20 protein-coding genes are annotated in these 22079 nt (G+C 59.3%); 18 read left to right on the top strand and 2 right to left on the bottom strand.

All coding sequences use genetic code 11. The annotated features are described in order from the left end of the window. The first annotated feature begins 309 nt into the window (after window positions 1-309). The 7 genes from LGR44_RS16450 to LGR44_RS22050 all read left to right on the top strand — a co-directional run bounded on the left by LGR44_RS16450 (window position 310) and on the right by LGR44_RS22050 (window position 6036). Complete coding sequence (locus LGR44_RS16450) at window positions 310-2082, top strand: hypothetical protein (protein WP_226741793.1); 1773 nt, start codon at window positions 310-312, stop codon at window positions 2080-2082. Between the two features lie 623 nt (window positions 2083-2705). After that, the gene (locus tag LGR44_RS16455; protein ID WP_226741794.1) at window positions 2706-3923 is read left to right on the top strand and encodes a tyrosine-type recombinase/integrase; all 1218 of its coding nucleotides are present in this window, start codon (window positions 2706-2708) and stop codon (window positions 3921-3923) included. Between the two features lie 688 nt (window positions 3924-4611). After that, complete coding sequence (locus LGR44_RS16460) at window positions 4612-4797, top strand: helix-turn-helix transcriptional regulator (RefSeq protein ID WP_226741795.1); 186 nt, start codon at window positions 4612-4614, stop codon at window positions 4795-4797. A 10-nt stretch (window positions 4798-4807) separates the two neighbouring features. Continuing rightward, window positions 4808-5056 carry a hypothetical protein gene (locus tag LGR44_RS16465; protein WP_226741796.1) on the top strand — a complete coding sequence of 83 codons (249 nt, stop codon included), beginning with the start codon at window positions 4808-4810 and terminating at the stop codon, window positions 5054-5056. Further along, the gene (locus LGR44_RS16470) at window positions 5049-5267 is read left to right on the top strand and encodes a hypothetical protein (RefSeq protein ID WP_226741797.1); all 219 of its coding nucleotides are present in this window, start codon (window positions 5049-5051) and stop codon (window positions 5265-5267) included. Before LGR44_RS16465 ends, LGR44_RS16470 begins: the two co-directional genes overlap by 8 nt. After that, complete coding sequence (locus tag LGR44_RS16475) at window positions 5264-5788, top strand: hypothetical protein (RefSeq protein WP_226741798.1); 525 nt, start codon at window positions 5264-5266, stop codon at window positions 5786-5788. The genes LGR44_RS16470 and LGR44_RS16475 overlap by 4 nt, the downstream gene beginning before the upstream one ends. Then, entirely contained in the window at window positions 5785-6036 is a 252-nt protein-coding gene (locus tag LGR44_RS22050) for a DUF6074 family protein (RefSeq protein ID WP_226741799.1), read from the top strand. The genes LGR44_RS16475 and LGR44_RS22050 overlap by 4 nt, the downstream gene beginning before the upstream one ends. A 712-nt stretch (window positions 6037-6748) precedes the next feature. Here LGR44_RS22050 and LGR44_RS16485 read toward each other — a convergent pair. Together LGR44_RS16485 and LGR44_RS16490 are read right to left on the bottom strand one after the other, a co-directional pair. Then, the gene (locus LGR44_RS16485) at window positions 6749-7198 is read right to left on the bottom strand and encodes a hypothetical protein (RefSeq protein ID WP_226741800.1); all 450 of its coding nucleotides are present in this window, start codon (window positions 7196-7198) and stop codon (window positions 6749-6751) included. A 307-nt stretch (window positions 7199-7505) separates the two neighbouring features. Further along, the gene (locus tag LGR44_RS16490; RefSeq protein ID WP_226741801.1) at window positions 7506-7748 is read right to left on the bottom strand and encodes a helix-turn-helix domain-containing protein; all 243 of its coding nucleotides are present in this window, start codon (window positions 7746-7748) and stop codon (window positions 7506-7508) included. Between the two features lie 72 nt (window positions 7749-7820). Between LGR44_RS16490 and LGR44_RS16495 the strand changes: the two genes are divergently transcribed. From LGR44_RS16495 to LGR44_RS16545, 11 genes are all read left to right on the top strand, one after another. After that, a complete protein-coding gene (locus LGR44_RS16495) occupies window positions 7821-8129 on the top strand; it encodes a hypothetical protein (protein WP_226741802.1) in 309 nt (102 codons plus the stop codon). 197 nt (window positions 8130-8326) lie between these two features. Further along, window positions 8327-8872: an AAA family ATPase gene (locus LGR44_RS16500; protein WP_226741803.1), complete on the top strand. Its 546-nt coding sequence runs from the start codon at window positions 8327-8329 to the stop codon at window positions 8870-8872. A gap of 300 nt (window positions 8873-9172) precedes the next feature. Then, window positions 9173-9505 carry a hypothetical protein gene (locus tag LGR44_RS16505; protein WP_226741804.1) on the top strand — a complete coding sequence of 111 codons (333 nt, stop codon included), beginning with the start codon at window positions 9173-9175 and terminating at the stop codon, window positions 9503-9505. Window positions 9506-10321: 816 nt separating this feature from the next. Next, on the top strand, window positions 10322-10849 hold the full coding sequence (locus LGR44_RS16510) for a hypothetical protein (RefSeq protein ID WP_226741805.1): 528 nt from the start codon (window positions 10322-10324) through the stop codon (window positions 10847-10849). Between the two features lie 21 nt (window positions 10850-10870). Next, entirely contained in the window at window positions 10871-11014 is a 144-nt protein-coding gene (locus tag LGR44_RS16515; RefSeq protein WP_226741806.1) for a hypothetical protein, read from the top strand. A gap of 964 nt (window positions 11015-11978) precedes the next feature. Beyond that, a complete protein-coding gene (locus LGR44_RS16520; RefSeq protein ID WP_226741807.1) occupies window positions 11979-12986 on the top strand; it encodes an AraC family transcriptional regulator in 1008 nt (335 codons plus the stop codon). Between the two features lie 223 nt (window positions 12987-13209). Further along, entirely contained in the window at window positions 13210-17064 is a 3855-nt protein-coding gene (locus LGR44_RS16525; protein ID WP_226741808.1) for a VCBS domain-containing protein, read from the top strand. 142 nt (window positions 17065-17206) lie between these two features. Beyond that, on the top strand, window positions 17207-17968 hold the full coding sequence (locus LGR44_RS16530) for an outer membrane protein (RefSeq protein WP_226741809.1): 762 nt from the start codon (window positions 17207-17209) through the stop codon (window positions 17966-17968). Window positions 17969-18961: 993 nt separating this feature from the next. Further along, window positions 18962-19731, top strand: a protein-coding gene (locus LGR44_RS16535; protein ID WP_226741810.1) for an IS5 family transposase whose coding sequence is annotated in 2 segments (ribosomal slippage) — window positions 18962-19283 and window positions 19283-19731 — 771 coding nt in all. Because the reading frame shifts where the segments join, the coding sequence is not laid out codon by codon here. 39 nt (window positions 19732-19770) lie between these two features. Continuing rightward, entirely contained in the window at window positions 19771-20091 is a 321-nt protein-coding gene (locus LGR44_RS16540) for a hypothetical protein (RefSeq protein WP_226741811.1), read from the top strand. Further along, window positions 20075-22078 carry a tape measure protein gene (locus LGR44_RS16545; protein WP_226741812.1) on the top strand — a complete coding sequence of 668 codons (2004 nt, stop codon included), beginning with the start codon at window positions 20075-20077 and terminating at the stop codon, window positions 22076-22078. Before LGR44_RS16540 ends, LGR44_RS16545 begins: the two co-directional genes overlap by 17 nt. The last annotated feature ends 1 nt before the right edge of the window (window position 22079 follow it).

Consider the following 22079-nt stretch of genomic DNA (forward strand, 5'->3'; position numbering starts at 1 on the left):
AAGACATGCCTGCCATGGCACTGCCTGAGACGCGGAGGCCGATTCGTCAGATCGAGTAGGAGAATTCGTATCCGAACCGACGAATTGCCAATAGTTTCTGCAAGGTTGTCTGACCAATTCGCTCAAAATCATCACGGCTGATCCAGTGATATTTCTGAGGTAAATGCCTGATATTGCAAATTATTGCCCCGGCATGCTGCCGGTACTCTCTTTTCGGAGAGTAGACCTCTTTCCCTCGCCCCTAGATTACTCCCCGAAAGATGCCGCTCAGGCACGGATTTAAACCGGGAAATCGAAAGGTGAGCCGCCATGGCCGATGTCTACGTGACCATCCAGGAAGCCCTCCGCGGGCGCTTCAACGACGGCGATACCGTCATCGTCAGCGACACGGTGACGAACTTCAATGCTCTCACGGTCGGAGAAATCGAGTCCCTGAGCGATTACAGGGTCGATCACCTGCAGGTCGTTTCCGATGAGACCGGCAACGTTTCCCATTGGACGGTGAATCAGGCCAAGGCTCTCCTGGGCACGGCAATTACTTTCACGCCCGGTTCAAGGGTTTTCATCTCGGATGAGGGTGAGAACATTGCCGGTCTCTCTGCGGAGCAAATCACGCTCCTGGGACGGAACGGCAAGAACATTCGGTGCCTGGACGCGGTCGACGACGAGATCACGCTTTCCGCCGCGCAGATCCTGGCAACGCAGGGCCTCAACGAAACGCTGGACGGGATTTCCGAGGATGATGCCGTCACCCTGCGCGATACCGGCCGCAACATCACGGAGCTTGAGGACGCTCAGCTCAGCGCCCTCGACGACAAAGGGGTCGTGGCCATCGATGTCATCGGCGATGCCATCGGTTTGACGCTGGCGCAGGTGAACAGCATCGACGAAGCGGTGGCATTCGCCGCGGCCGACGAGGTTTCCATCTCCGGAACGGCTGCGGAGCTTGCGGGGATCTCCTCCACGATGCTCCAGAGCTATGCGTCGCGGGGCATCGACCGGCTGCACGCGACAGATGCCGTCAATCTCACCGCCTCGCAGGCCGCGACCCTGGTGAGTGGGGGAATGGGCTACACGGCGGGCAGCAACGTCACCGTGTCCGGATCCATCGGGGACTTCACGGCGGCCCAGATTGCGGCCCTCGGCGCCAAGGGTGTCGACATGTTCGATGCAGCGGCTCCGGTGGTGCTGAATGCAGGCAAGGCCGCGGCTCTGGCCGGAACGGACGCCGTCCTTGCCGCCGACGATAATGTCACCGTGCGTGATACGGGCGCCAATCTCGCGAGCCTGAGCGGTGCTCAGATCGCGGCGCTGAAGGCGAAGGGCGTCGATGGTTTCGAGGCGAGCGACAATGCCGTGACCCTGTCGGTCTCGCAGATTGAGGCCCTGGGCGGGGCGCTCTCGCAAGGAGGAAGCACCGTCGCGGTCGCCGATACGGGCGCCGCCATCGCCGCGCTGACCCCGGCCCAGATCGGAGCGCTGGCCGCGCAGGGCGTCGGCTCGGTGGATGCCACCGACAATTCCCTCGCCCTGTCCCTCGCACAGTTCGGCGCCCTCGGAACGGTGACTCTGTCGGCGGCCGATTCCCTGGTCCTCGCGGATGCAGGCGCGCAGATCAGCGGTCTCACCCCCGCGCAGATCGCCGAATTCGCGGCCAAGGGCGTCGATGCTCTCGACGCCAGCGACAATGCGATCACACTCTCCATCGCCCAGTTCGCGGCAATGGGTGCGTTCCAGTTCGCGGCGGGCGACCGGATCAAGGTCAACGGCACCTCCAAGGGCGACAAGATCACGGGCCGCGCCTCGGACGAAATCCTCGTCGGCCTTTCCGGCAACGACCGCCTGAAGGGCTCCGCAGGCGACGATCTGATCTGGGGCGGCAAGGGCAAGGACATGCTCTACGGCGTCACGGGCCGGGATGTGTTCGTGTTCGACACCAAGGCACGCAAGAAGGATGCCGACCGGATCAAGGACTTCAAGGTCAAGGACGATACGATCTTCCTCGACAACAAGATCCTCAAGAAGCTCGGTAAGAAGGGCAGTCTGGACAAGCCGGCCAAGCTGAAGAAGACGTTCTTCTAGATCGGCCGCGAGGCAGACGACCGCAACGACTACGTTCTCTTCGATCCGAGGAGCGGCAAGCTGTCTATCGACGTGGACGGCTCGGGCTCGAAGGAGGCCGTGGAGATCGCCATCCTGAGAAAGGGATTGAAGCTGCGCGCGGACGACTTCGAGATCATCTGACGGATTGCGGCGGCCCTATGAAACCCCTCCTCGGCACCAGCCGGGGAGGGGCTTTTGCTTTGGAGGGGGAACTCCGTGCTGGAATGCCCTCGAGGAAGAGGGAGGCGTCGGCGCGGCTGCCCCCGTCATCTGATACAGCCTCCGCGCTCGGTCTCTCGTCGCGCAACCCGCCGCATTCTTGCGGGATGGCTGGCGCCGACGAAGGGCGAGCAGGGGAGTCCAAAAGAAAAACCGCCCCCCGAAGGGAGCGGCTTATGTTCTCTGCAACGTGAAGCGAAGCCGTTACTTGATCTTGGCATAAGTGAATACGGATTTCTTCGAAACGTGCCGAACGAAAAAGTGCTTATTTAACAACAGAAACATGTTCTCTATTGCACCGCTTGGTTCGGCCCAGTACGCTTCATGTGTTACCCATTTGTTACCCGCGTCGGCTCGTCGACTTCACGAATGTACTGGATCCTATGCCTGCCAAGAACCTAACCGACGTCGAGGTCCGTGCCCTTCGCGCTAATTCCGATCAGCGGCTCGAAATTTTCGATGCCAAAGCCCGAGGCCTGTGCCTTCGGGTTACGACGGCCAAGAAGGCTTGGAGTTTCGTGTATCGACCGAAGGGTAGTTCCAAACTGCGGCGCTACACGATTGGAGACTACCCTGCTTGGACTCTTTCAGCCGCGCGGGAGAAGGCTTTAGCCCTTCGGCGCCAGATCCAAGACGGGGGTGATCCGGTTGTCGAAGCCAAGACTAGGAGGGATGCCCTGACCGTTGCCGGGCTGGTTGAGCGCTTCATCGACCGCTATGCGAAGCCGAAACTCCGCTCCTGGAAGGATTACAAGGCGGTACTGGACAGGGATGTCGTCCCCGCCCTCGGCGAGAGACCAGCCGGCGAGGTGACCAGAGCCGAGGTTGCGGACCTTCTCGACAAGGTTGCAGCCCGAGCCCCTGTTCTGGCCAACCGCCTCCAGAACACCCTTTCGTCCGTATTCTCTTGGGCCCTCTCCGAAGGCCTCGTTCCCGCCAATCCAGTGACTGGGCTGCGGAAACGCACCACTGAGGTGGCGAAAGAGAGGGTGCTAAGCGACGAGGAGATCAGGAAATTTTGGGAGGTTACAGGCATTGCGTCCCCGGCCTTCAGAGATACTCTCCGGTTAATCCTTCTAACAGGCCAGCGGCCGGGGGAATGCGCCGGGATAAGAGCGGAGGAGGTGGACCTCGCCGCGGGGCTCTGGACGATTCCTGCTAGCCGAACGAAGAACAAGATTGAGCACACTATTCCTTTGGTGGGTACAGCTCTGGAGATCGTCACCCAACTCAGAGAGGAGAGGAGGGCGGGTCCGCTCATCTTAACCCCACGCGGCAAGGAACTGTCCTCTCAGAACCTCGCCAAGGCGATGGAGGCTCTTCGCGACGGAGTGTTCGCAGAGACCGTTACCCCTCATGATCTGAGGCGCACTGCAGCGACGCTTATGGGACGCCTCGACATTGATCAGATGCTCATTGGGCGGGTCCTGAATCACGCCAGCACGACGAAGGCCACAGTCACAGGCTCTGTCTATGACCGCCACACCTACGTGCCGCAGAAGCGCAGGGCTCTCCAGGCGCTCGCACAGGAGATCGATCGCATCATTTCTGGAACAGCCTTCCCTGAGAATGTGGTTCGGATCGGCGGGGGGCAGGAATGAACGAGCAGAAGTGGACAGGCTATACAGAGGAACAATGGCGCGCAGTCGAGGATGCTCTAGGGAATCCGCTGTCCGAAACTAATAGGTTCTGGCTCAACTCTTTAGCCGAGAGTTACCGTCGACGCGCTGCCGGTGACCATGACGATGCGTACACAGCAGAGCGACGGCACCGACTGGCTAAGGTGCAAAAGCTGGCAACGGCATTGCAGAGGGAACTTGAGAGTGATCCATGGCTCATAGGAGACGCTCTTTTTGATTTTGATGCGACCGCAGTGACACTGGAGCGAGCCTTTCTCCCACCGAACCGCTCAGTCCTTAATCAGCTAGCGGATGCGGTATCATCCTATTGTCGGGAGAAGGTTGTTGAGCGTGGAGCGCCAGGCAAGCGTGCACGTCGCCGATTCTGGACCGCTGCCGCAGAGCTATATGCTGGTGTGACAGGTCGGCGTGTCGCAACCTCGAAAGCGGATGATCAGACCCCAAGCGGGCCATTCGTGAGATATATCAACGCGATATCTGCGCCTCTTATGCCTGAGGATTCCTTTAGTCCGTATGCCATTGAGGAATTTGCCGACAGGTTCAGGCAACGCAATGGGGAATAAATCCCGCAAACAATGGGGAATATAACCCCCGTCAAAACACGGACTGAACCGGACACTCTCGCCTCACTCAGAACTGGAGTGAAAAGATGAGTACCGATCGGATTTTGAGGTGGCCCGAAGTGCGGAAGATTACCGGCCTTGGGCGGACCACAGCATGGGAGCAGATCAAGAAGAAGCGGTTCCCGGCTCCGGTGAAGATCACAGAGCATCGTGTTGGCTGGCTCGAAAGCGACATCAACGCTTGGCTGGCCTCGCGGCGGCGTGCAGCGTGAGGAGGCGTCGATGAGCAAGCGCAACATCTCTGTCACCCTCACAGCCACAGACGACCCCAACAACTCCGTCGTAGATGTCCAATCTGCATCACTGGAGGATGCAAGGATTGTGTCCCCCTTTATCAGGGGCATCGCGCAGACCATGAACTACATGGTCGCTTGGTATGCTGGCACGACCGGCCGCAAAGCCCATTGCGTCGTCACTATCACGTTTGTGGAAGTGCAGCCTTTGGAGATCAGGGGAGCCCTCCATGAGTGACCTCCGCAACGCCGCTTTGGATGCCTACTCCAACGACCCGGCATCGGCCCAGCATCTTAACGAGCTCATCGCTGAACTCAGGGATCGCGGCGTGACACCGCGCCCCCTCAACGTCCTGGCGTACGCCTTAGAGCTCGGCATGTCCGAGCAGGCAGCCGCCGACATCGCCGCGCTGCTTGAGCGCCGGCTTCAAATGGGAGGCCAGCTATGACGGCAGACCTCAAAGAAGCCTTTGCGACTGCGGCTGTAGCTTTCATCGACTGGGAGAGAAAGAACGAAAATGTTCGCGAATGGGGACATATCTATGGTGCGTCGGGTGAACTGACTTACCTGCCCGAGCCGAAGGTTCAGTTCTTCGGTCGAGACCTCCCTATCTCAACAATCTGCGAGCGCGCTAAGATCCTGACCGGACCGTTGCCCTTGCTCGCGAGAGCCATTTTCGAAGTCGTAGACCATTATGGATCTGGGGACATAACCGAAACCTATGCGCAGGCTGTGGAAGCTCTCCAAGATTGCATCGAATGCGAGTTCTTTGCGCAGGAGAGCCATCCGCTTTCGGGCCCGTGCACCGCGGATCGCATACGCGAGCTCGAGCGCGAGCGGCTTCTTTCTGCCGCTAACCAGGCAATAGCGGAGCAAATCAGCGGGCGTCGCGGCCCGTCTCGGCTATTCCGCCTCAGGCCAAAGGAATGGCCCTTAATCCTGAAGAAGAAGTCTCGAGGCACGGCATGAGCGCCCGCGTCATCCCATTCCCCAGCGTGCGGCGTCGCAGCTTCGTGCTGCGGCACGCCCAACACATAGCATCCTTGTCCCATTCTGCAGGCGAGAAGCATCTCGCCCGCCAACTCAAGATCCAAGTCGATGCCATGACCCGAAAGGGTGTTGCGCCCGAACTCATTGAACAGGAGCGTTGCGCCTTGGAGAGCGCCATCCGGGCAGAGCTTTGGTCTCTCGTGCTCACACCGGGAGGCGCCCCGTGAGCAGAAAGCGTAAGCGTAACAGCATCACCGAGTCATTCGTTGCCCATCGGCGTGACATGCGTGAGTCAATCGCGTGGGGTGCCCTGCCCGATAACGCACGTCGTATTCTGGACCGTATTGAGCTAGAGCATATGCGCCACGGCGGGGCAGAGAATGGAGCCCTGCCGTGTACGTACTCCGATTTCGAGGCCGCAGGCATACGACGGGCATCTGTAGCCCTGGCAATACGCCAATGCGTTGCCCTCGGGTTTCTGGAGATCACCAGGCAAGGTTATCGATCCGCGGCCGAGTTCCGAACCCCGTCGCTATACCGGCTGACATACATCCACGGCACCGGGAAGAGCCCCGCTCCGACAGACGAATGGCGCCGGATTGCAACGGCTGAGGAGGCGGCGGCACTTATGCAGAGAGCGGCCGAAGCCAGAAGCCAGACCTCTCACCCTCGCCAAAAACAAAAAGCCGGACGCGAAATCGCTCCTAGTCCGGACGCGAAAACGCGCCTCCATGCAGCTGTCTCTTAGGCGCGAAAACGCGTCACCAGTCCTAGGCTCATTTTCGCTACTACGATCTATAATTCGGGGTGGGGTGCACTACGAACTATGCTCCTATTTGATTGCTCGTAGAGCGCACCCCGTCTCGCTTCAGTCTGAAATCAAAAAGAGAAGAAGCGCTATGTGTGCTCTGCGGTCGCGGTTATCTGGGTGCACGGCTTCTAGCAGTCTCTTTTTGTCGTTCTAATCTTGCGCCACCGCTGCACAACTTGCTGCTTCGAACCCTTTGTCGGAGCGGAAGAGGCAATCAGTTTCACAGTACCAACCGGCACCCTTTCGTTGACCAACTCATTCATCGACAAGGGGCCAAGATGGTGCACGGAGGCCTTTGGATGATGCGCCTTCGCGTGGGCCCGCATTAGCCGGTGCGCATCAGCGGAAGTCGCACCGTGAGCAACATAGAACATCAATACGTCGCCATCCACGAGATCAAACTCATGTCCGTAGCCGACCCCTAGGCGCTGGCGTTCCCGAGCGTCTGCCTCTTCGCGCTGTCTGCGTTCCTCTTCGCGTTTCTGGATATCCTGTCTAGCATGGTCACGCGCGAGCGCCCGCACGAACTCGACGAGCAATGGATCAAGAGGTGGAAGGTCATCACCCTGTTCTGCCATCGCGCAATCTCCTCACTGGCAGTGCCCGACCAGTTTGGGCAGAACGCGTGACGAATGTGAATGCCGAATATCGTTTTGGAGTGGCGAATGTTTTCCTCTGACCTTAGGCCCTCTGCAGTGCCACTTCGCGGATAGGCTCAGGAGTGGACGGGGCGGCGAGTGCGTAGAGGACGCTGGGCGTCAAATCCGAGATGGTTTCGGATACCGCCCCGAACTGCTCTGCGACACGCATAAATTCAGGGCCGTCCGATCAGTCATTCCGAACTCAGCCTCGATCCAGGGGAGAAAGCGCCCGTGACCGAGCGCTTCACGGCTGCTTGAGACGCACACCCGGGCCGCCCTGCGTCGTCTCACCTGCAGAGATGAACACCGCACCTTCAGCCTCCAGTGCCGACCGAATGGCGCTAACTAGATTACTCGAAACTTTGATGGTCGATCCTGCCTCAGCACGCTTGAGGCTAGGGACAGATATTCCTGCACGCTCCGCCACTTCGCTTTGAGAAAGGCCGAGAAGTGCACGAGCAGCACGAATTTGCGACGCGGTAATCATAACGCCTGATCCTTTTGGATCAGACATCTATGATCCAAAAGTATCAACAGTCGATTAACGGAGCAACGCGACATGCACATGGATCGCGAACAGGAAGCCATTACCCAGTCGACCGTCGAGCGGATCAGAGCGTTACACGCATTGGGAAAGGCCAACTTGAACCTATCTGAGCCTCTCCTCGATCAGCTCGAGGATCTGCGCACGGAGGCACTTGAGCGAGCCTATGCCGATCTGGATGCCTGCCCTATCACGACATACGAAGAGGCGTTCGGAGTGGCCAGGATTGCTACGGATATGCTGGCCGACATGCTCCGCAGTGATGGGCTTGAGGCGCGATTCCTGCACAAAGCAGCCAACGCGCTCGAAACACTCTGCCGATAGGACTAGTGACCCTCAACACGCTCGTGATGAGGCTGTGATGGAGCGCAATCACCAGTTCCGGGCGGAGTTGCACGCGCTCCGCAAGAGGCGCTAAGCCCTCCGGGACTGGCTGCACACCCTAACGCTGGAGACCGTTGCCGTCAGCGAGGAGTCCCGCCGCTTGCGGGAACTGCTTTAGGCTGTCCCGCGTGTGAAAAATGCTCCGCAATTCGCAGTACGCCCTTTATGGAACACCAGAGGCATTGAACGGGGCAGCATCTGTATTATTGTTTCGCACAATGGCAACAGCTCATCTCATCCATGGCTACCTTGGTGCGGGGAAGACCACGTTCGCCCGTCAGCTGGAACTGAGCCTTCCAGCTATCCGGTTCACTCACGATGAGTGGATGGCCCGGCTCTACGGGACGGATCCTCCCCTTGAGCATTTTCCCGAAAATCACCGGCGCGTCTCAGAGCAGATTGGAGCTGTCTGGCCACGCTGCCTAGAACTCGGGCTGGACGTGGTTCTTGACCTGGGTTTTTGGTCACGCAGCCAGCGCGATGAGACACGGGCGCAGGTCGCCAGAATCGGGGCGGAGGTGCGCCTCTATCACCTCTCCTGCTCTGATGAGCAGGCGTGGCAGCGGATTGAGAAGCGCAATGCAGCCCTCGATGGCAGCCTATTCATTGCCCGCAATACGTTTGAGGTACTGAAGGACCGTTTTGAGCCGCTCGCTAGTGATGAGCCTCGGGTAGCGGTTTGATTCCGAGAAGACGCTTTATGGAGCCGGATAGTGCGTCGTTGTGAGGTGTTTGGAAGGTGTCATATCAAGCGTGGTTGGAAACTCAGTACACCTCCAGTGTAACCCGCTCTTGCGCGGGCCTCAGCGCGGCCGCGAATACTCAAAAGATCCTTGCGCAAAAGGACCGTGGGGATGAGCTTTCTAGGGGCACTTATAGGCCCGGCCGTAACCGTGTTCGGGAAGGTGCTGAGCAAGGTGTTGCAGGACCGCCCAACGATGGAGGTGTGGCCCTTCAGGCATTATCGAGGCGGAAACATTTACATGAGCCTCAAAGTGACCAATCCAGGGCCACACAGGATCTACATCGAGAACATCGTCGTGCAGGGTGATCCGCCGCTCTTCCAAGTCTGGGGGGACGATTCACCTGACGCATATGCGCATGCAGAGGACAGGGCGCCGATCGAGTTCACTTTGGAAGCCAATGAAAGCAAGCTCCTGCCTTTACTCGCAGTCAATCGGCCAGAAATTGACCCGGGCGAGGCTGCGAGGATCACGCTCTACTGGCGCTCGCTTCAGCATCCTAGACGCTGGAAGCCTCATGTCTCGCTTGATCTCACTCATGCTGAGTTCGACCGCATTGGGCGTGCTGGATAATTATCCACAACAACAGAAAAAGATTTTGATCGCCCGCAAATCCGTAACTGTCGGGGCTTCCAGGTATCTGACCGTGCTTGTTTAACTCTAAACTGGTATTGCTACCAATTGACAGGCGGTGGATATAATCGCTTCGCGCGCACGGCCACTAAGCTCCTCCCTATGGGAGTTCGCAATACATACGGGGTCGAGCCACTAAGCTGTATCCAGCTAGCACTCAGATTAAAAGATCGACTGGGCACTACAGATCTCGTTGTATGGGTTTTGGAGAAAAGAAATCAGAACCTAGAAACCCCAGCGTTGCGTCTGTGGTCCTCTGGGTCCAACGGTACTGAATCGACCTATCAGGATGTAGCGTCTGCGCGCGAGGAACATGACAAATGAGCCCTATCACTAAAGCCCGTGAAGCAGCTCGCCAGGCGGGGAGCAGTACTGTCGGCAGGTTGCAGACCTAAGCTCGTCTCTCCTTGCATCTGCTCCAGTGCAAGACTCAGGCGCGGCTTACGTTCGGGTAGTGTCCCAGCATATCGACAAGCAAGCCGAGAACCTCAAAGGCAAGGGCATGGCTGCGGAGCTCGTGCAGCTATGGGCAGCAGCAGCCACGAAGGCAGCATCCGAGCGCATCAGAGAGCATCCCCAAGTCAGTGCAGGACAGAAGAAGTCGAAGCACTGATCGTCCGCTATCCCTTGTTTGCGCCGGAAGGTTGCTATCCAGACATGTGCATTTCTGCAAGTTTATATGGATACTATGGGTTAAATTATTGCATAAATGCAAAATGACGGCGATACTCACAATCGAACGATGTGAGGTGGCCTGTGACCAAATTGCCGGCATTTCTGGAGGTTCTCGCCGACTTTGATGGACGTCGGAAGGAGACGTTCGAAGAGGTAGCCATGGTGCTGCGGCGTGCAGGTCAACTGCCACCCAGCAAGCGAGGAAGAGGTGCGGCTGCGGTCAACGATCGCATGGCTGCAAACCTGGTTCTGGCAGCAATGGCGGATGCACCTCCCTCTGCATGCCCTCGGGCGGTGCAACTCTACCGGAGCCTGTGGCAGAGCCCCGGACGCCGAACGGGAACACCGCTCCCCTCCCTCAATCCCGTCCTAGGCTGCGCGACCTTTGGCGAGGCGGTTGAGGTGCTGCTCTCACAAGGGCTGAAGATCAGGGAAGACCTGCTTCGGGTTCTGACGTCCGCCTACCCCAATGTGCCGGAGGATCAGGTGATGAACCTCCGGGCTCTTGAGTTGGAGCTGGTCGTCTCCCGTCCCTGGCCATCGGCTCGGCTGATCGTGCGTGGATTGGACCCCAACGACGCCTCCGCCGTGCTGGTCGTCGCGCAGTGAGATCCTGACATCCACCTGGTCATGGAAGGCTTCTACCGGCCTGAGCTTGTGGCTTCCGTCGCCGACAAGCGCACCGAGACCGTCATCAGCCATCGAGCCATCTTCACGCTCGCGCAGGCGCTCATAGGCGTGAAGCCCAACACGACGACAGCAGAGGCGGCGTGATGAGGGGGAGGGCGGGTCAAAAGTCAGAAACACCTAAGGGGTTTCAACCGCATGGGGGCTCATGGGGAGAACTTTTTCACGGCCGGAAATTTTAGGATCGGCGTTAGATTTGCCTAGACGGTGGGATAAGAAGCTCGGCCTGAGTTGATGCACTAGAAGTGGTCTCAAATCCTTGAATATCAGAGCGTCGGACCTTTAAGTAGACGCACCACCAGCGCCTTCGATCTGGCTCCAGAATTGCTGGAATGTAGACCTCATCGGACCCGACTTCTCGTCCGATGTTCAAGGCAATTTAGACAGAATCTGAATTTTCGGCGGCCGGACCAACCGCGAAACCTCGTATTGGCGGAGCTATTGGGGTTTTCCTCTTTCGATGCAGAAAAAATTCGCCGTTCGATCGAGGGCAGCGGATCGGACTGGATCACACCATATTGTCGACAGCCCTCAAAGCCGCCTTGATCGCGCTCCCATTGCCATCACTCCTATCCGTATTCTTTCACATCGGTCAGAAGCAGCGAGAGTGACATTGCTAGTTTGCCATCGTGACATCTTAACTTTGCGCCTACAAGCGATTTTCACGGAACCGCTTTTACAGAATGCGGTCTCGTGGTTTGCTCTGCGAAGCTAGCTTTAACTTGAGGTGGATCTATGATCTACTTGTCCTAGGCTCGAGTAGCCTCTTGGTTGGCCGCTTCGTCCGTGTCGGTGCTGACGATATCACCTGCTGCTTCCTCATCACAGCAGCCAATGCAGGGATAATACGCCTAGTACAATCAGCAGCGCCCGCATTGTGGTCTTGAAAGGCGAACGCCAACTTGGGTCCTCACCGGAACAACCTGATCAGAACTCACATCGAACCACGTGCAACCGCTGGGCCCTTCTCTCCAGAGCCGGCCTCCTCTCCAGCTATGCGGATTGGTCGCAGGGGAGGCTTAGCTTTGCTGGAGTTCAGGTCTGTTTCCCTATGAAAAAATGGGATAATCCTCTTAGGGAAGATCAGCCGCTCAAGATGCTGACTTTGGGGGATCAGAACACAGAGCAAACACTGAAGGTACGGAGCGCAATGGATCATCCAGCCAAACTCCTCAATCAGCTCAAAACGGAGGCTGACAGCCGAGCCGGAATCCCTGGCCTCCTCAATATCATCCCGAAGGAGGCAGGGCTGCGTGTGGAAACCTTCCGGGGTGGGGCGGTGCATTGTATTCGCCCACCCGATTCCGAGACCTTTATGCCGGATGGCCATTTTATAGCGGTCGGGTTGGCTCCATGCCCTGGCGTGTCGGCTGGCTACGGGAGTGACAGGTTGACGACGTTCGACGTGGCGGTCGGAGGCATCGACATCAGCCCCGCTCATGTGGACAGCCGATGGCTCTGGCCCTCAACTTTGGAATACATGCACATCGGCTTTGGGCCAAGAAGCCTAGAAGAATTGGCTGAGCAAGAGTTCGACAGGAGCAGAGTTGATCTTCAGCCGATCCCTTTTGGGACTGTGGACCAGAAGGCTCTCTCTCTGGCCCATATGCTGAAAGCCGAGCTGTCGGAGCGGGAGGCGGCAAGCGAACTCTGTGTCGATTCCCTGATCACCTTGTTTGGGATTCATCTGCTGCGCACCTATGTCGGCTCGGGCAAAGGTCCCAAAGCTCGAGGGGGATTGCCGGCGCACAAGGCGCGGCGGGTGCGGGACTACCTCCAGGAAAACCTCTCCCGCAAGGTGTCGGTGGCTGATCTTGCGGCTCTGTGCGGGCTCTCGCCGGGGCACTTCATCCAGGCTTTCAGTAAGACCTTCGGGCAATCCCCTCACCGATACCTGCTCCACCTCCGCCTCAGTGCAGCCGAGATGATGTTGTTCGGTAGTGATCTGCCGATTACAGAGGTTGCTTACCGGAGCGGGTTTTCCAGCCAGAGCCATCTGACCACCGCCATGCGCAAGTACAAGAATCTGACCCCTGCTCAACTGCGGGGAGCCAAATAGAATTTCGCCCGGTCCGACCGGTCGGAGGAGGTGAGCTCACACTCGGCCAGGAGATCGCTCTATCCTGGCCATATAGAGCTTACCGCCGAAAGTTCTTGAAATCCTTGGATCAGACAAATGCGTTCGCAGGATTTTGAAATGATCTAAGGATTTTGAAAGACGACAGGACTGCATACCGCGAGAACAGGACCCAGCTTTCTTCTAATCCTTTGGGGGTAGGGTCGTGTCACACATTTTCAATTCCAAAGACGTCCTGTATCTCATCGACCAATCTGTCTCGGATGTCGCAAGCATTGTGAGTGCGATCCCAGCCTCGGCTGAGGTGAAGATCATTTGCTCAAGCGAGGACGGAATTGCTCAAATCCGTTCTGCCCTAGCTGGGAAGCACAACATCTCCGCTATCCACCTTGTGAGCCATGGCCAGCCGGGGGGCATCGTGCTGGGGACCAGTGTCATTGACGCCGTCACCCTTGACGCCCGCGCAGAGGATTTCGTCGACATCGGCAGGGCTCTCGCGCCCGATGCGGATCTCGTGATCTATGGGTGCAACGTGGCCGAGGGAGAGGGCGGGAAGGCCTTCCTCGCCCAACTGGCTGGCCTGACCGGCACGAACGTGGCCGCTTCGGAGACTCCAACCGGCGCCGCGCACCTGGGTGGCGACTGGAATTTGGACATTCGGCTAGGAAGAGTCCAGACGCCGCTTTTGAACATCCCGTCCTATTCAGGTGTCCTAGCGGCGCCAGTCATCGGCGGCCTCTCGCCCATTGCCTACACTGAGGACGGCGCCCCCCAGACTCTTGGGTCAGGGGTTACTTTCACCGGCGGCTTGGGTTACGCGGGCGGCTCAATCACCTTCGATGTGAGTGGGTCTGATCCCGGCGACCAGCTATCACTGTTCAGCGATAGTGATCCCAATGCAACGGGAGCCATTTCCGTTGATGCCTCCGGCAATGTCTATCTCGGCAATGGAACCGGTCGCGATCTTCTCGGCACAGTGGACGCAACCGAGAACGGTCAGAATGGGCAGCCGCTGACGGTACATTTCATCGGCAACTCGACCGGCGTTTTCAACGACTCGAGCTTCGAAAGCGATGATCCGACTACCGGATGGCAGTCGGAATGGACCGTTGTGGAAGACCGTGTCATTCTCGGCACTGACAACATCGCCGGTTGGCCGTCTCCCGTCGATAGCACCATGCCGCCCGGCAATGACGGAACTATATCCCCCGGCGACGATGGTCCGATGGTGGATCCATTGGCCTTCAGTGTGGACGTGGTGACTGGTGGGAGCAATGCGTCCGCTGGGAATCGCGGTCTGCGCCTCCACAGCCAGGATGATACTGCTGATCCGGGGCAGCTGAACTCGGAGCCGTTCGGCATCATCCGTGGGCCCTATGTTTATTCCGATGCGTTTGCCGCAAACGCCGGCGATATTCTCCGCTTTGACTGGAAGGCGGAGGGCGGCGACGATGCCTTCGACGCTTTCGGCTATCTGTTGAACGCGGATACGGGTGAGACTGTCATCTGCCTCAATCAGAGTGGTGCCAGCACGACTGCCACCACGCCTTGGACGACCGCGGGCGTGATCGTTCCCTCTGCCGGGAACTGGCAGTTTGTATTTGTCTCCGGCAGCTTCGACTATACAGGCGGCCAAAAGACTGGCGGTTCGCTTTATATCGACAACTTTTCCGTGCAGCGAGCCGTTGTGAATGACGCGGTTCTCAGTACCCTGGCGCAGCATGTCCAATACGAGACCACATCCGACACGCCGCCGGATGCGCCTCGGACGATTGATGTGGATGTAGTAGACGGCATCGGCGATCAGGAAACAGCCAACACCACTATTGACATTACTCCTACCAACGACGCTGCAGTCCTGTCGTCTGATATCAAGGATCTGACGCAGACGAGTTCTGTCCTGTCGACGAATGGCACGCTGACCATCTCGGACGTGGATAGCCCTGCAGCCTTTGTGCCGCAGACGGGCACAACAGGCCAGTACGGCTCCTTCTCGATTGGCGCGAACGGCACGTGGTCCTATGTCGCCTCGTCAGCGCATGCGGCGCTGAAAGATGGCGAGAAAGTCTCCGACGTGTTCGAGGTGTTCAGCGCAGACGGCACCAAGACGACGGTGACGGTGAATATTACCGGCACCAATGACGCGGCGCAGCTGTCGTCTGACGCCGTGACCCTAACGGAAGGTGACACGGCGGCGGCGATCAGCTCCACCGGACAGCTCACCATCACAGATGTGGACAGTCCTGCAACCTTCTTGGCCCAGTCGAACGTGGCGGGCCAGTACGGTTCCTTCTCGATTGGCACAGATGGCAAATGGACCTATGCAGCCTCCTCGGCACACGACGAGTTCCAAGCCGGCCAGACCTACACCGACACCTTCACCGTCACATCTGCTGACGGCACCACGACTACAGTGACGGTCAACCTAACAGGTACCAATGACGCGGCGGTTCTGTCGTCGGACACCAAGACCTTGATCGAAACAGACTCTGTTCTGTCGACGAACGGGCAACTGACCATCACGGATGTGGACAGCCCTGCAACCTTTGTAGCGCAATCGAACGTGGCGGGACAATATGGCACCTTCACGATCGGCACGGACGGTAAGTGGAACTACGTGGCGTCCTCAGCGCATGACGAGTTCGAGGCTGGTCAGATCTATACCGATACCTTCACTGTCACGTCGGCTGACGGCACCACGACGACAGTGACAGTAAATCTGACGGGTACGAACGACGCAGGATCCGGCGGGGTGCACGTAGCAGGCGAGCCTACTCAAGGCAAGATGCTGACCGCCACCAACAACGTGGCCGATGCTGAGGGTATCGATCCGTCCAGCGTTGCTTATCAATGGCAGCGCAGACAGCCAGACGGCACCTGGGTCAACATCATCGGTGCAACGGGAGCGAACTATGCGCTCACGCAGGATGATGTCGATGCCGGCCATGTACGGGCAGTGATGAGCTACACCGATCTCGGCGGTACATTCGAGACGGTGGCGGGCGACGCCATCCCTGTAGCGAATGCCAACGACGCCCCCACAGGCGCTGTGACGATCACTGGCGAGGCACGGGAGGGCCAACCCCTGACAGCCGTCAACAACCTGGCTGACGCGGATGGCTTGGGCACGCTCACTTACCAGTGGATGGCTGATGGTGTAGCGATCCAGGGAGCCACAGGCGCGACCTTAACCCTTACCCCGGATGAGGTCGGAAAGGCGATAACCGTCGTGGTCAGCTACACTGACGGGTACGGCGCCAATGAAAGTGTATCTTCCCCGGCAAGCTCGGTAGTCGTTAAGGGCAATGCCGGCGATGATCAGTTCTATGGCGGATCCGGCAATGACCAACTTTTCGGGGGCACCGGCGAGGACTTGCTCTACGGTTACGACGGACGTGACAGGCTCTTCGGAGAGGCCGGCAACGACACGATCAACGGTGGCGCAGACAACGACACCATCTATGGTGGCGCTGGAGATGATCGATTGTTCGGCAACTCCGGCAAGGATCGTCTCTACGGTAACGAGGGGCGCGACAAGCTTTCTGGAGGTGCCAGCAATGACACGATTAGCGGCGGGGCTGACAATGACATCGTCGACGGCGGATCTGGCAACGATCGGCTCTATGGCGACGCCGGCAATGACGCCTTAAAGGGCGGCAGTGGCAACGACCGGATCGTAGGCGGCCTCGGCCGGGACAAACTGTATGGCGGGTCTGGCGCGGACGTGTTCGATTTCAATTCGATCCAGGAAAGCCGAGTGGGATCGCAGCGCGATACCATCTATGACTTCCAGTCTGGGCGGGATCTAATCGACCTGCGAGGGATCGATGCAAACGAAGCCCGCAAAGGCAACCAAGCGTTCACCTGGTCCTGCATGGACATGGCCTTCGTGAACCCGGACGAGGCCGACGCGTCGCTGTTGAAGACCGACTTCACCGGCAAGGCAGGGCAGTTGCGGTATGACCGCGGCATCCTCATGGGTGACACGGACGGCGACCGCAAGGCCGACTTCCAGATCAAGGTTATCGGCCATTTCTCGGTCGGAGACCTGCTTCTGTAAGATGACCAAAGCAAGGCAGGAGAAATTTTCGTCCTGCCTTGCGCCTTACCCATGAACATAGCTCGTGAGTGCTGGATGTTGCCGCGTGGTGACAGGCATAACACGACCGTTGCCCTATAGTCCGGCCAAATCATCGGAGATCATGATGAAGTTCCTCCTCCTCTCTGCGGCAGCCCTGATCGCCGGAACGGCGCTGGCGGCAGCGGATGACCTGCCCGTGATCGTCAACCCCACCCTCAACTGGACGGGCTTCTATGCAGGTGTTCACGGCGCCTGGATCCGTAACATTGGCGATGCAGTCCGCACCGGAATTGTGGGAGTGCCGGCAACCGCGGTTCCAAATCGCACCAACCTTGGTGACGATGGGCTCGGGGGCGGTGGACAGATCGGCTACCAAATGCAGTTCGGGAATGTCGTTGCAGGCATTGAAACCGATTTCACGCTGGCGGACGTGGGTCGCGCGCGTAGCAGCGTGAGCCCGGCGAGTGCAGACCCGGCGTGCCAATGCACAGCTACTACGGAGCTCAGCTCCGAAATGAACTGGTTTGGCAGCGTAAGAGGGCGTGTCGGCGTGGCAGTGCCAGATCTTGGGACGTTCTTTGACCGCTCGCTGATTTACCTCACAGGCGGCTTGGCCTATGCCCAGATCGAGCACAGGGGACAGATCACAGTCACTCCGCCTGGCGTTGGGCTCCAGGCAACGAGTGATGACGTGAAGACGGGCTTTACGGTCGGCGCGGGAACTGAGATCGCCCTGACGCAGAATGTGTCGATCAAGTCAGAGACGCTCTACTATAATCTCAAGGACGAGAACCTGACGCTCGCGCGGGCGGGCGACCAGGCGGCCTACCGTTTTAAGAGCGACGGCTGGATCAGCCGCATCGGCGTCAACGTACGCTTCTGATCGCGGGCGCCCGGCGTGATAGGGGTTGTTCCAGCCTGTCACGCCACATTACATAGTGGCGAATCCTATTGATAGATATGTTACGGATTGGGCCAAACGCCGTCGCGGCAACAGAGCGCGGCGCGCTTATTCTCACGCATGCGCAACGCCACAAGCCCTTGCATCGGGCGATTCCCATTAGATGCGTCGCGAGCCGCCTTCGACGTTAGGTCGTCGTGCGATGTGCAATGCCCGATGTAATCCGGCACTCGGTAGCCTCAAGCGCCTGAAAGGCTGCGGCTTCGCCTGGATCCATTTTCTTGGGCTCTGCCGGCAACAGACCCTTGCATACTCACAAAGCCGGTTCTCGTGTAACCGATTGAATGAAGAATCATGAGCAACTAAGATCGAGAACAGCATGACTATCTGGAGTGCATTGATGCTGCTCTAGCCTAGTACAAGAAGGCAACTCGCGTTAGCTTGGGCTGGCTGACAGTCCGCGCAACCGCGGTCCTCCCCCTCATGGTCCTCCATATCTTCTTTCCAGTATTGTCTTAGAGTGGCTTCATTCAGATGATTTCGCGACATCGGACCGAGAACCAGAGAGGTCCCGAAGTGGCATAGTCTGGCTGCGCTTTTGCCGCGCTCGTCCGTAAGTTGTCGGGCTTCGAGCTACGTAAGGAGCACGTCCCAGGTTACAATCCTCTTTCTGTGCCGCTGATCGGCCCACCGAAAGCTGGGCGCGGCAGGGAGGCGATCATAGACCATTGCCGGAAGGTCCCCTGTGAGCTTCCGCACGTTACCAATCATCTCGTCTCGGTCTCCGTGTGGCATTTCGGAGGGCGGACGTGAGGGTCAAGTGTCGCGAACGGGGTGTCGTCGTCCCAGCATCAGGATAGATGTCGGCCGTTCTCATCCAAGAGATACTCGTGAGACTTCCGTCATCTACGGCCTGTTAGGGCTTGAACCCTTTGCACCTGGAGGCGTTTCGCTCGTCCCGTCTGAGGAGGAGCCATGCTGACGGATGCACAATGGGCGATGCTGGAGCCGCTGGTGGAGCAATGCCGTCCCAAGGGTAAGACACCACCGCAGGATCTGCGTCGGACACTCGAGGCGATCCTGTGGCGGCACGAGAATGGTGCCAAATGGCGCTCGGTGCCCGCTGAACTGCGCCCGTGGTGGCGAGCGGCTCAGACCTTCATCCGCTGGGCTCGCCTGGGTGTCTGGGAGCGTCTGCTCAACCTGGTGCAGGAGCGCGGCATCCAGCTCGGCATGACCTTTCTGGACGGGACGAATGTGCGGGCGCACCAGAAGGCCGCCGGGGCGCGGCGAAAAGGGGCTCTCAAGCTCAACGAGACCATCGTGAAGCACTTGGCCGCTCTCGTGGTGGCTATGGCACCAAGGCTTGTGTGATCGCCGACGCTCTCGGACGCGCGATCGCGTTTCGGATTGCCCCCGGTCAGGCGCATGAGTTGCCTGACGCCATTCCACTGATCGATAGTCTACCAGGTGTGCCTGCTTGGGTGGTGGCCGATCGTGGCTACTCCAGTCACAGCTTCCGCGAGCACATCTGGAGCCTCGGTGCGAGGCCGGCAATCCCGGCCAAGTCCAATGAGGCACCGGTAGCCTGTCCGGACTGGATTTATAACAATCGCAATGTCGTCGAGCGCCTCTGGGCCAGGCTGAAAGAGTGGCGCGCCATTGCAACTCGTTACGAAAAGACTGCCTCATCGTTCATGGGCATTCTCTGTCTGGCCGCTACTCTCGATTGGATCAAGTGCTAACAGGCCGTAGACCGGGCCCGAGCGCAGGGCCTTGTCACCATGGCCGAACAGGCACGGCTGGCCGATCTGATCCGGCAGAAGCACGCGACATCGGCGGTGGCGGTCAATGACAACGTGCACGCCTATGGGCGGCTCAGCATGGCCTTGTCCCAAATGAGCCCAATGCTGGCGCAGGTTGGCCTCGGCGGCAGCGTCGGCATGATCGGCGGCGGCGCCTTCGCAGGCATTGCGGCAGGTGTTGCAAGCGTCATCGCGGCGGGTACAGGCATTGCACGGGCCGGTGATCAGTGGACGGCCTACGCTAACCGGCTCATTGCAGCCGGCGAGGCCTCTCAGATGGTCGGTGCGCGGCAAGCGTGAGCTGGTCGAGATGGCCACACGGAGCCGCTCTGAACTGGCTGGAACCGTCGACCTGTACTCGACGCTTCAGCGCGCAACGCAAGAACTGGGCGTCAGTCAGCAGCAGGTTTCCCGCGTCGTCGAAACGGTTACTAAATCCTTTCAGCTCAACGGCGGATCCGCGGCGGGCGCCGCCGGCGCAATCATGCAGCTGGGGCAGGCCTTCGACAGCGGCGTGTTACGCGGCGAAGAGTTCAACAGCGTCCTTGAGCAGGCACCTAGCCTGGCCCGGCTCATTGCGCAGGAGTTCGGCGTCGGTATGGGCGATCTCCGCAAGCTGGCCGAGGATGGGAAGATCTCGGCCGAGCGGGTGTTCCAGGCCATCGAGAACGGCTCGGCCGACATTGACGCCCAGTTCGCGAAGACCGCCTCCACAATGGCACAGGAGTCGACCAACGCCGGAACGGCCCTGTTGCAGCTCGGTGCCGAGATGGACGGCCTGCTTGGCGTTTCGGACATGCTCGCAGGGGCGTTTCAGGGCGTTGCAAACGCAGCGCGGGGAATGGCCAGTGCCGTTTCAGCCTTCGGTGATGGCCGCGAAGTGTTGAGGATCCAAGGGGCTGAGCAGGCGGTCCGGCAGTATGAGATGAACGTTGCAGGCTTCCAGGGGCGCAACGACTACGCCAGCCGCCAGGATCTCGCCCGGGAGATGGCCGCTCTCGAGAATGCCCGTCGGGAGCTATCTCAGCTTCAGGAGAAGCGGCTGCAGAGCATGATCACCCTGCCCGATCTGATCCGGCTCAACGAGGAAGGAATGGTCACAACGGAGCGGACCATTCGCGCCACGGAGAGGGCGGTCAATGATCTCGCCGAAGCCGAGAAGAAACTGGCGCGCGAGGGCATGACACCCGTTGCGCGCGCAATGGCAGAGGCCGAGGAGGCGCACAAGACGCGGCTCAAGACCTATGAGGAGCTCAGGGCCGGCGGCGCCGAGCAGGCCCGTATCAATGACCTGATCGCCCGCAGCGAGCAGATGAAGCAGCGGGCCATTGCGCAGGCCAATGCCAAGGCGGTGAAGGGCGGCAGGGGTGGCCGGGGCGGGCGCCGTGGCTCAGGCGAGCGCCTCGACGATTATGATCGTGCCGTCGACCGCCTTGAGAGGCAGAACGACCGGCAAGACCTGCAGGCGGACGCCTACGGCAAGACCGCGTCTGAGGTGGCGCGGCTGCGGGTCGAGCAGGAGTTGCTGACGGCAGCGCAGCAGGCAGGGCGGGCCATCACGCCGGAAATGGCGCTTCAGATTGAGCAACTCGGAATGTCGGCGGCATCCGCGGCACAACGCATGGAGGAACTGCGGGAGCGGTCGCGCATGTCTCAGGAGTTCGAAGGCATGGCCGGCGATGCTCTGAAAGGTGTCATCTCTGACCTGCGACAGGGCAAGGATGCGGCCGAGGCCATGACGAACGCCCTCGACAGGCTCGCTGATCGTTTGATCGACATGGCGCTGGACTCAGCCCTCTCCGGACTGTTCGGGAAGGGAGGCATAAACCTCTCCAGCTTCTTCGGCGGGGGCAGGGCGACCATCGCCAACTTTGATCCGATCACTGGCGCTGTTCTCCATGAGGGGGGAACGGTCGGCATCGATGGCACACCACGCATTGTCCACCCAGCGCATTTCGAGAACGCGCCTCGCTTCCACAACGGCACGCTCGCCCATGATGAGCGCTACGCTATCCTGCAGACCGGCGAGAAGGTGCTCAGCCGGGATGATGTGGCAACGTCGCGCTCGATCGGCGCGGCGATGTCTCAGCCGGTCCAGTCGGGCCCGAGGATCATCATCAACAACAATGGCCCAACCGAGGCGTCGGCCGTCGAGCATCCCGACGGCTCTATCGAGGTCATCGTTGATGCCCTTGAGGGCCGTATGGCTGACAGAGCCAGTCGGGGCAAGGGGCCGCTCTACAAAGCCTCGACGGCGAGGGCCGGCAACCGGATGCTGCGAGGGTAAA

The sequence above is a fragment of the Microvirga lenta genome, assembly GCF_020532555.1.
In the GTDB taxonomy this organism is placed as follows: domain Bacteria; phylum Pseudomonadota; class Alphaproteobacteria; order Rhizobiales; family Beijerinckiaceae; genus Microvirga; species Microvirga lenta.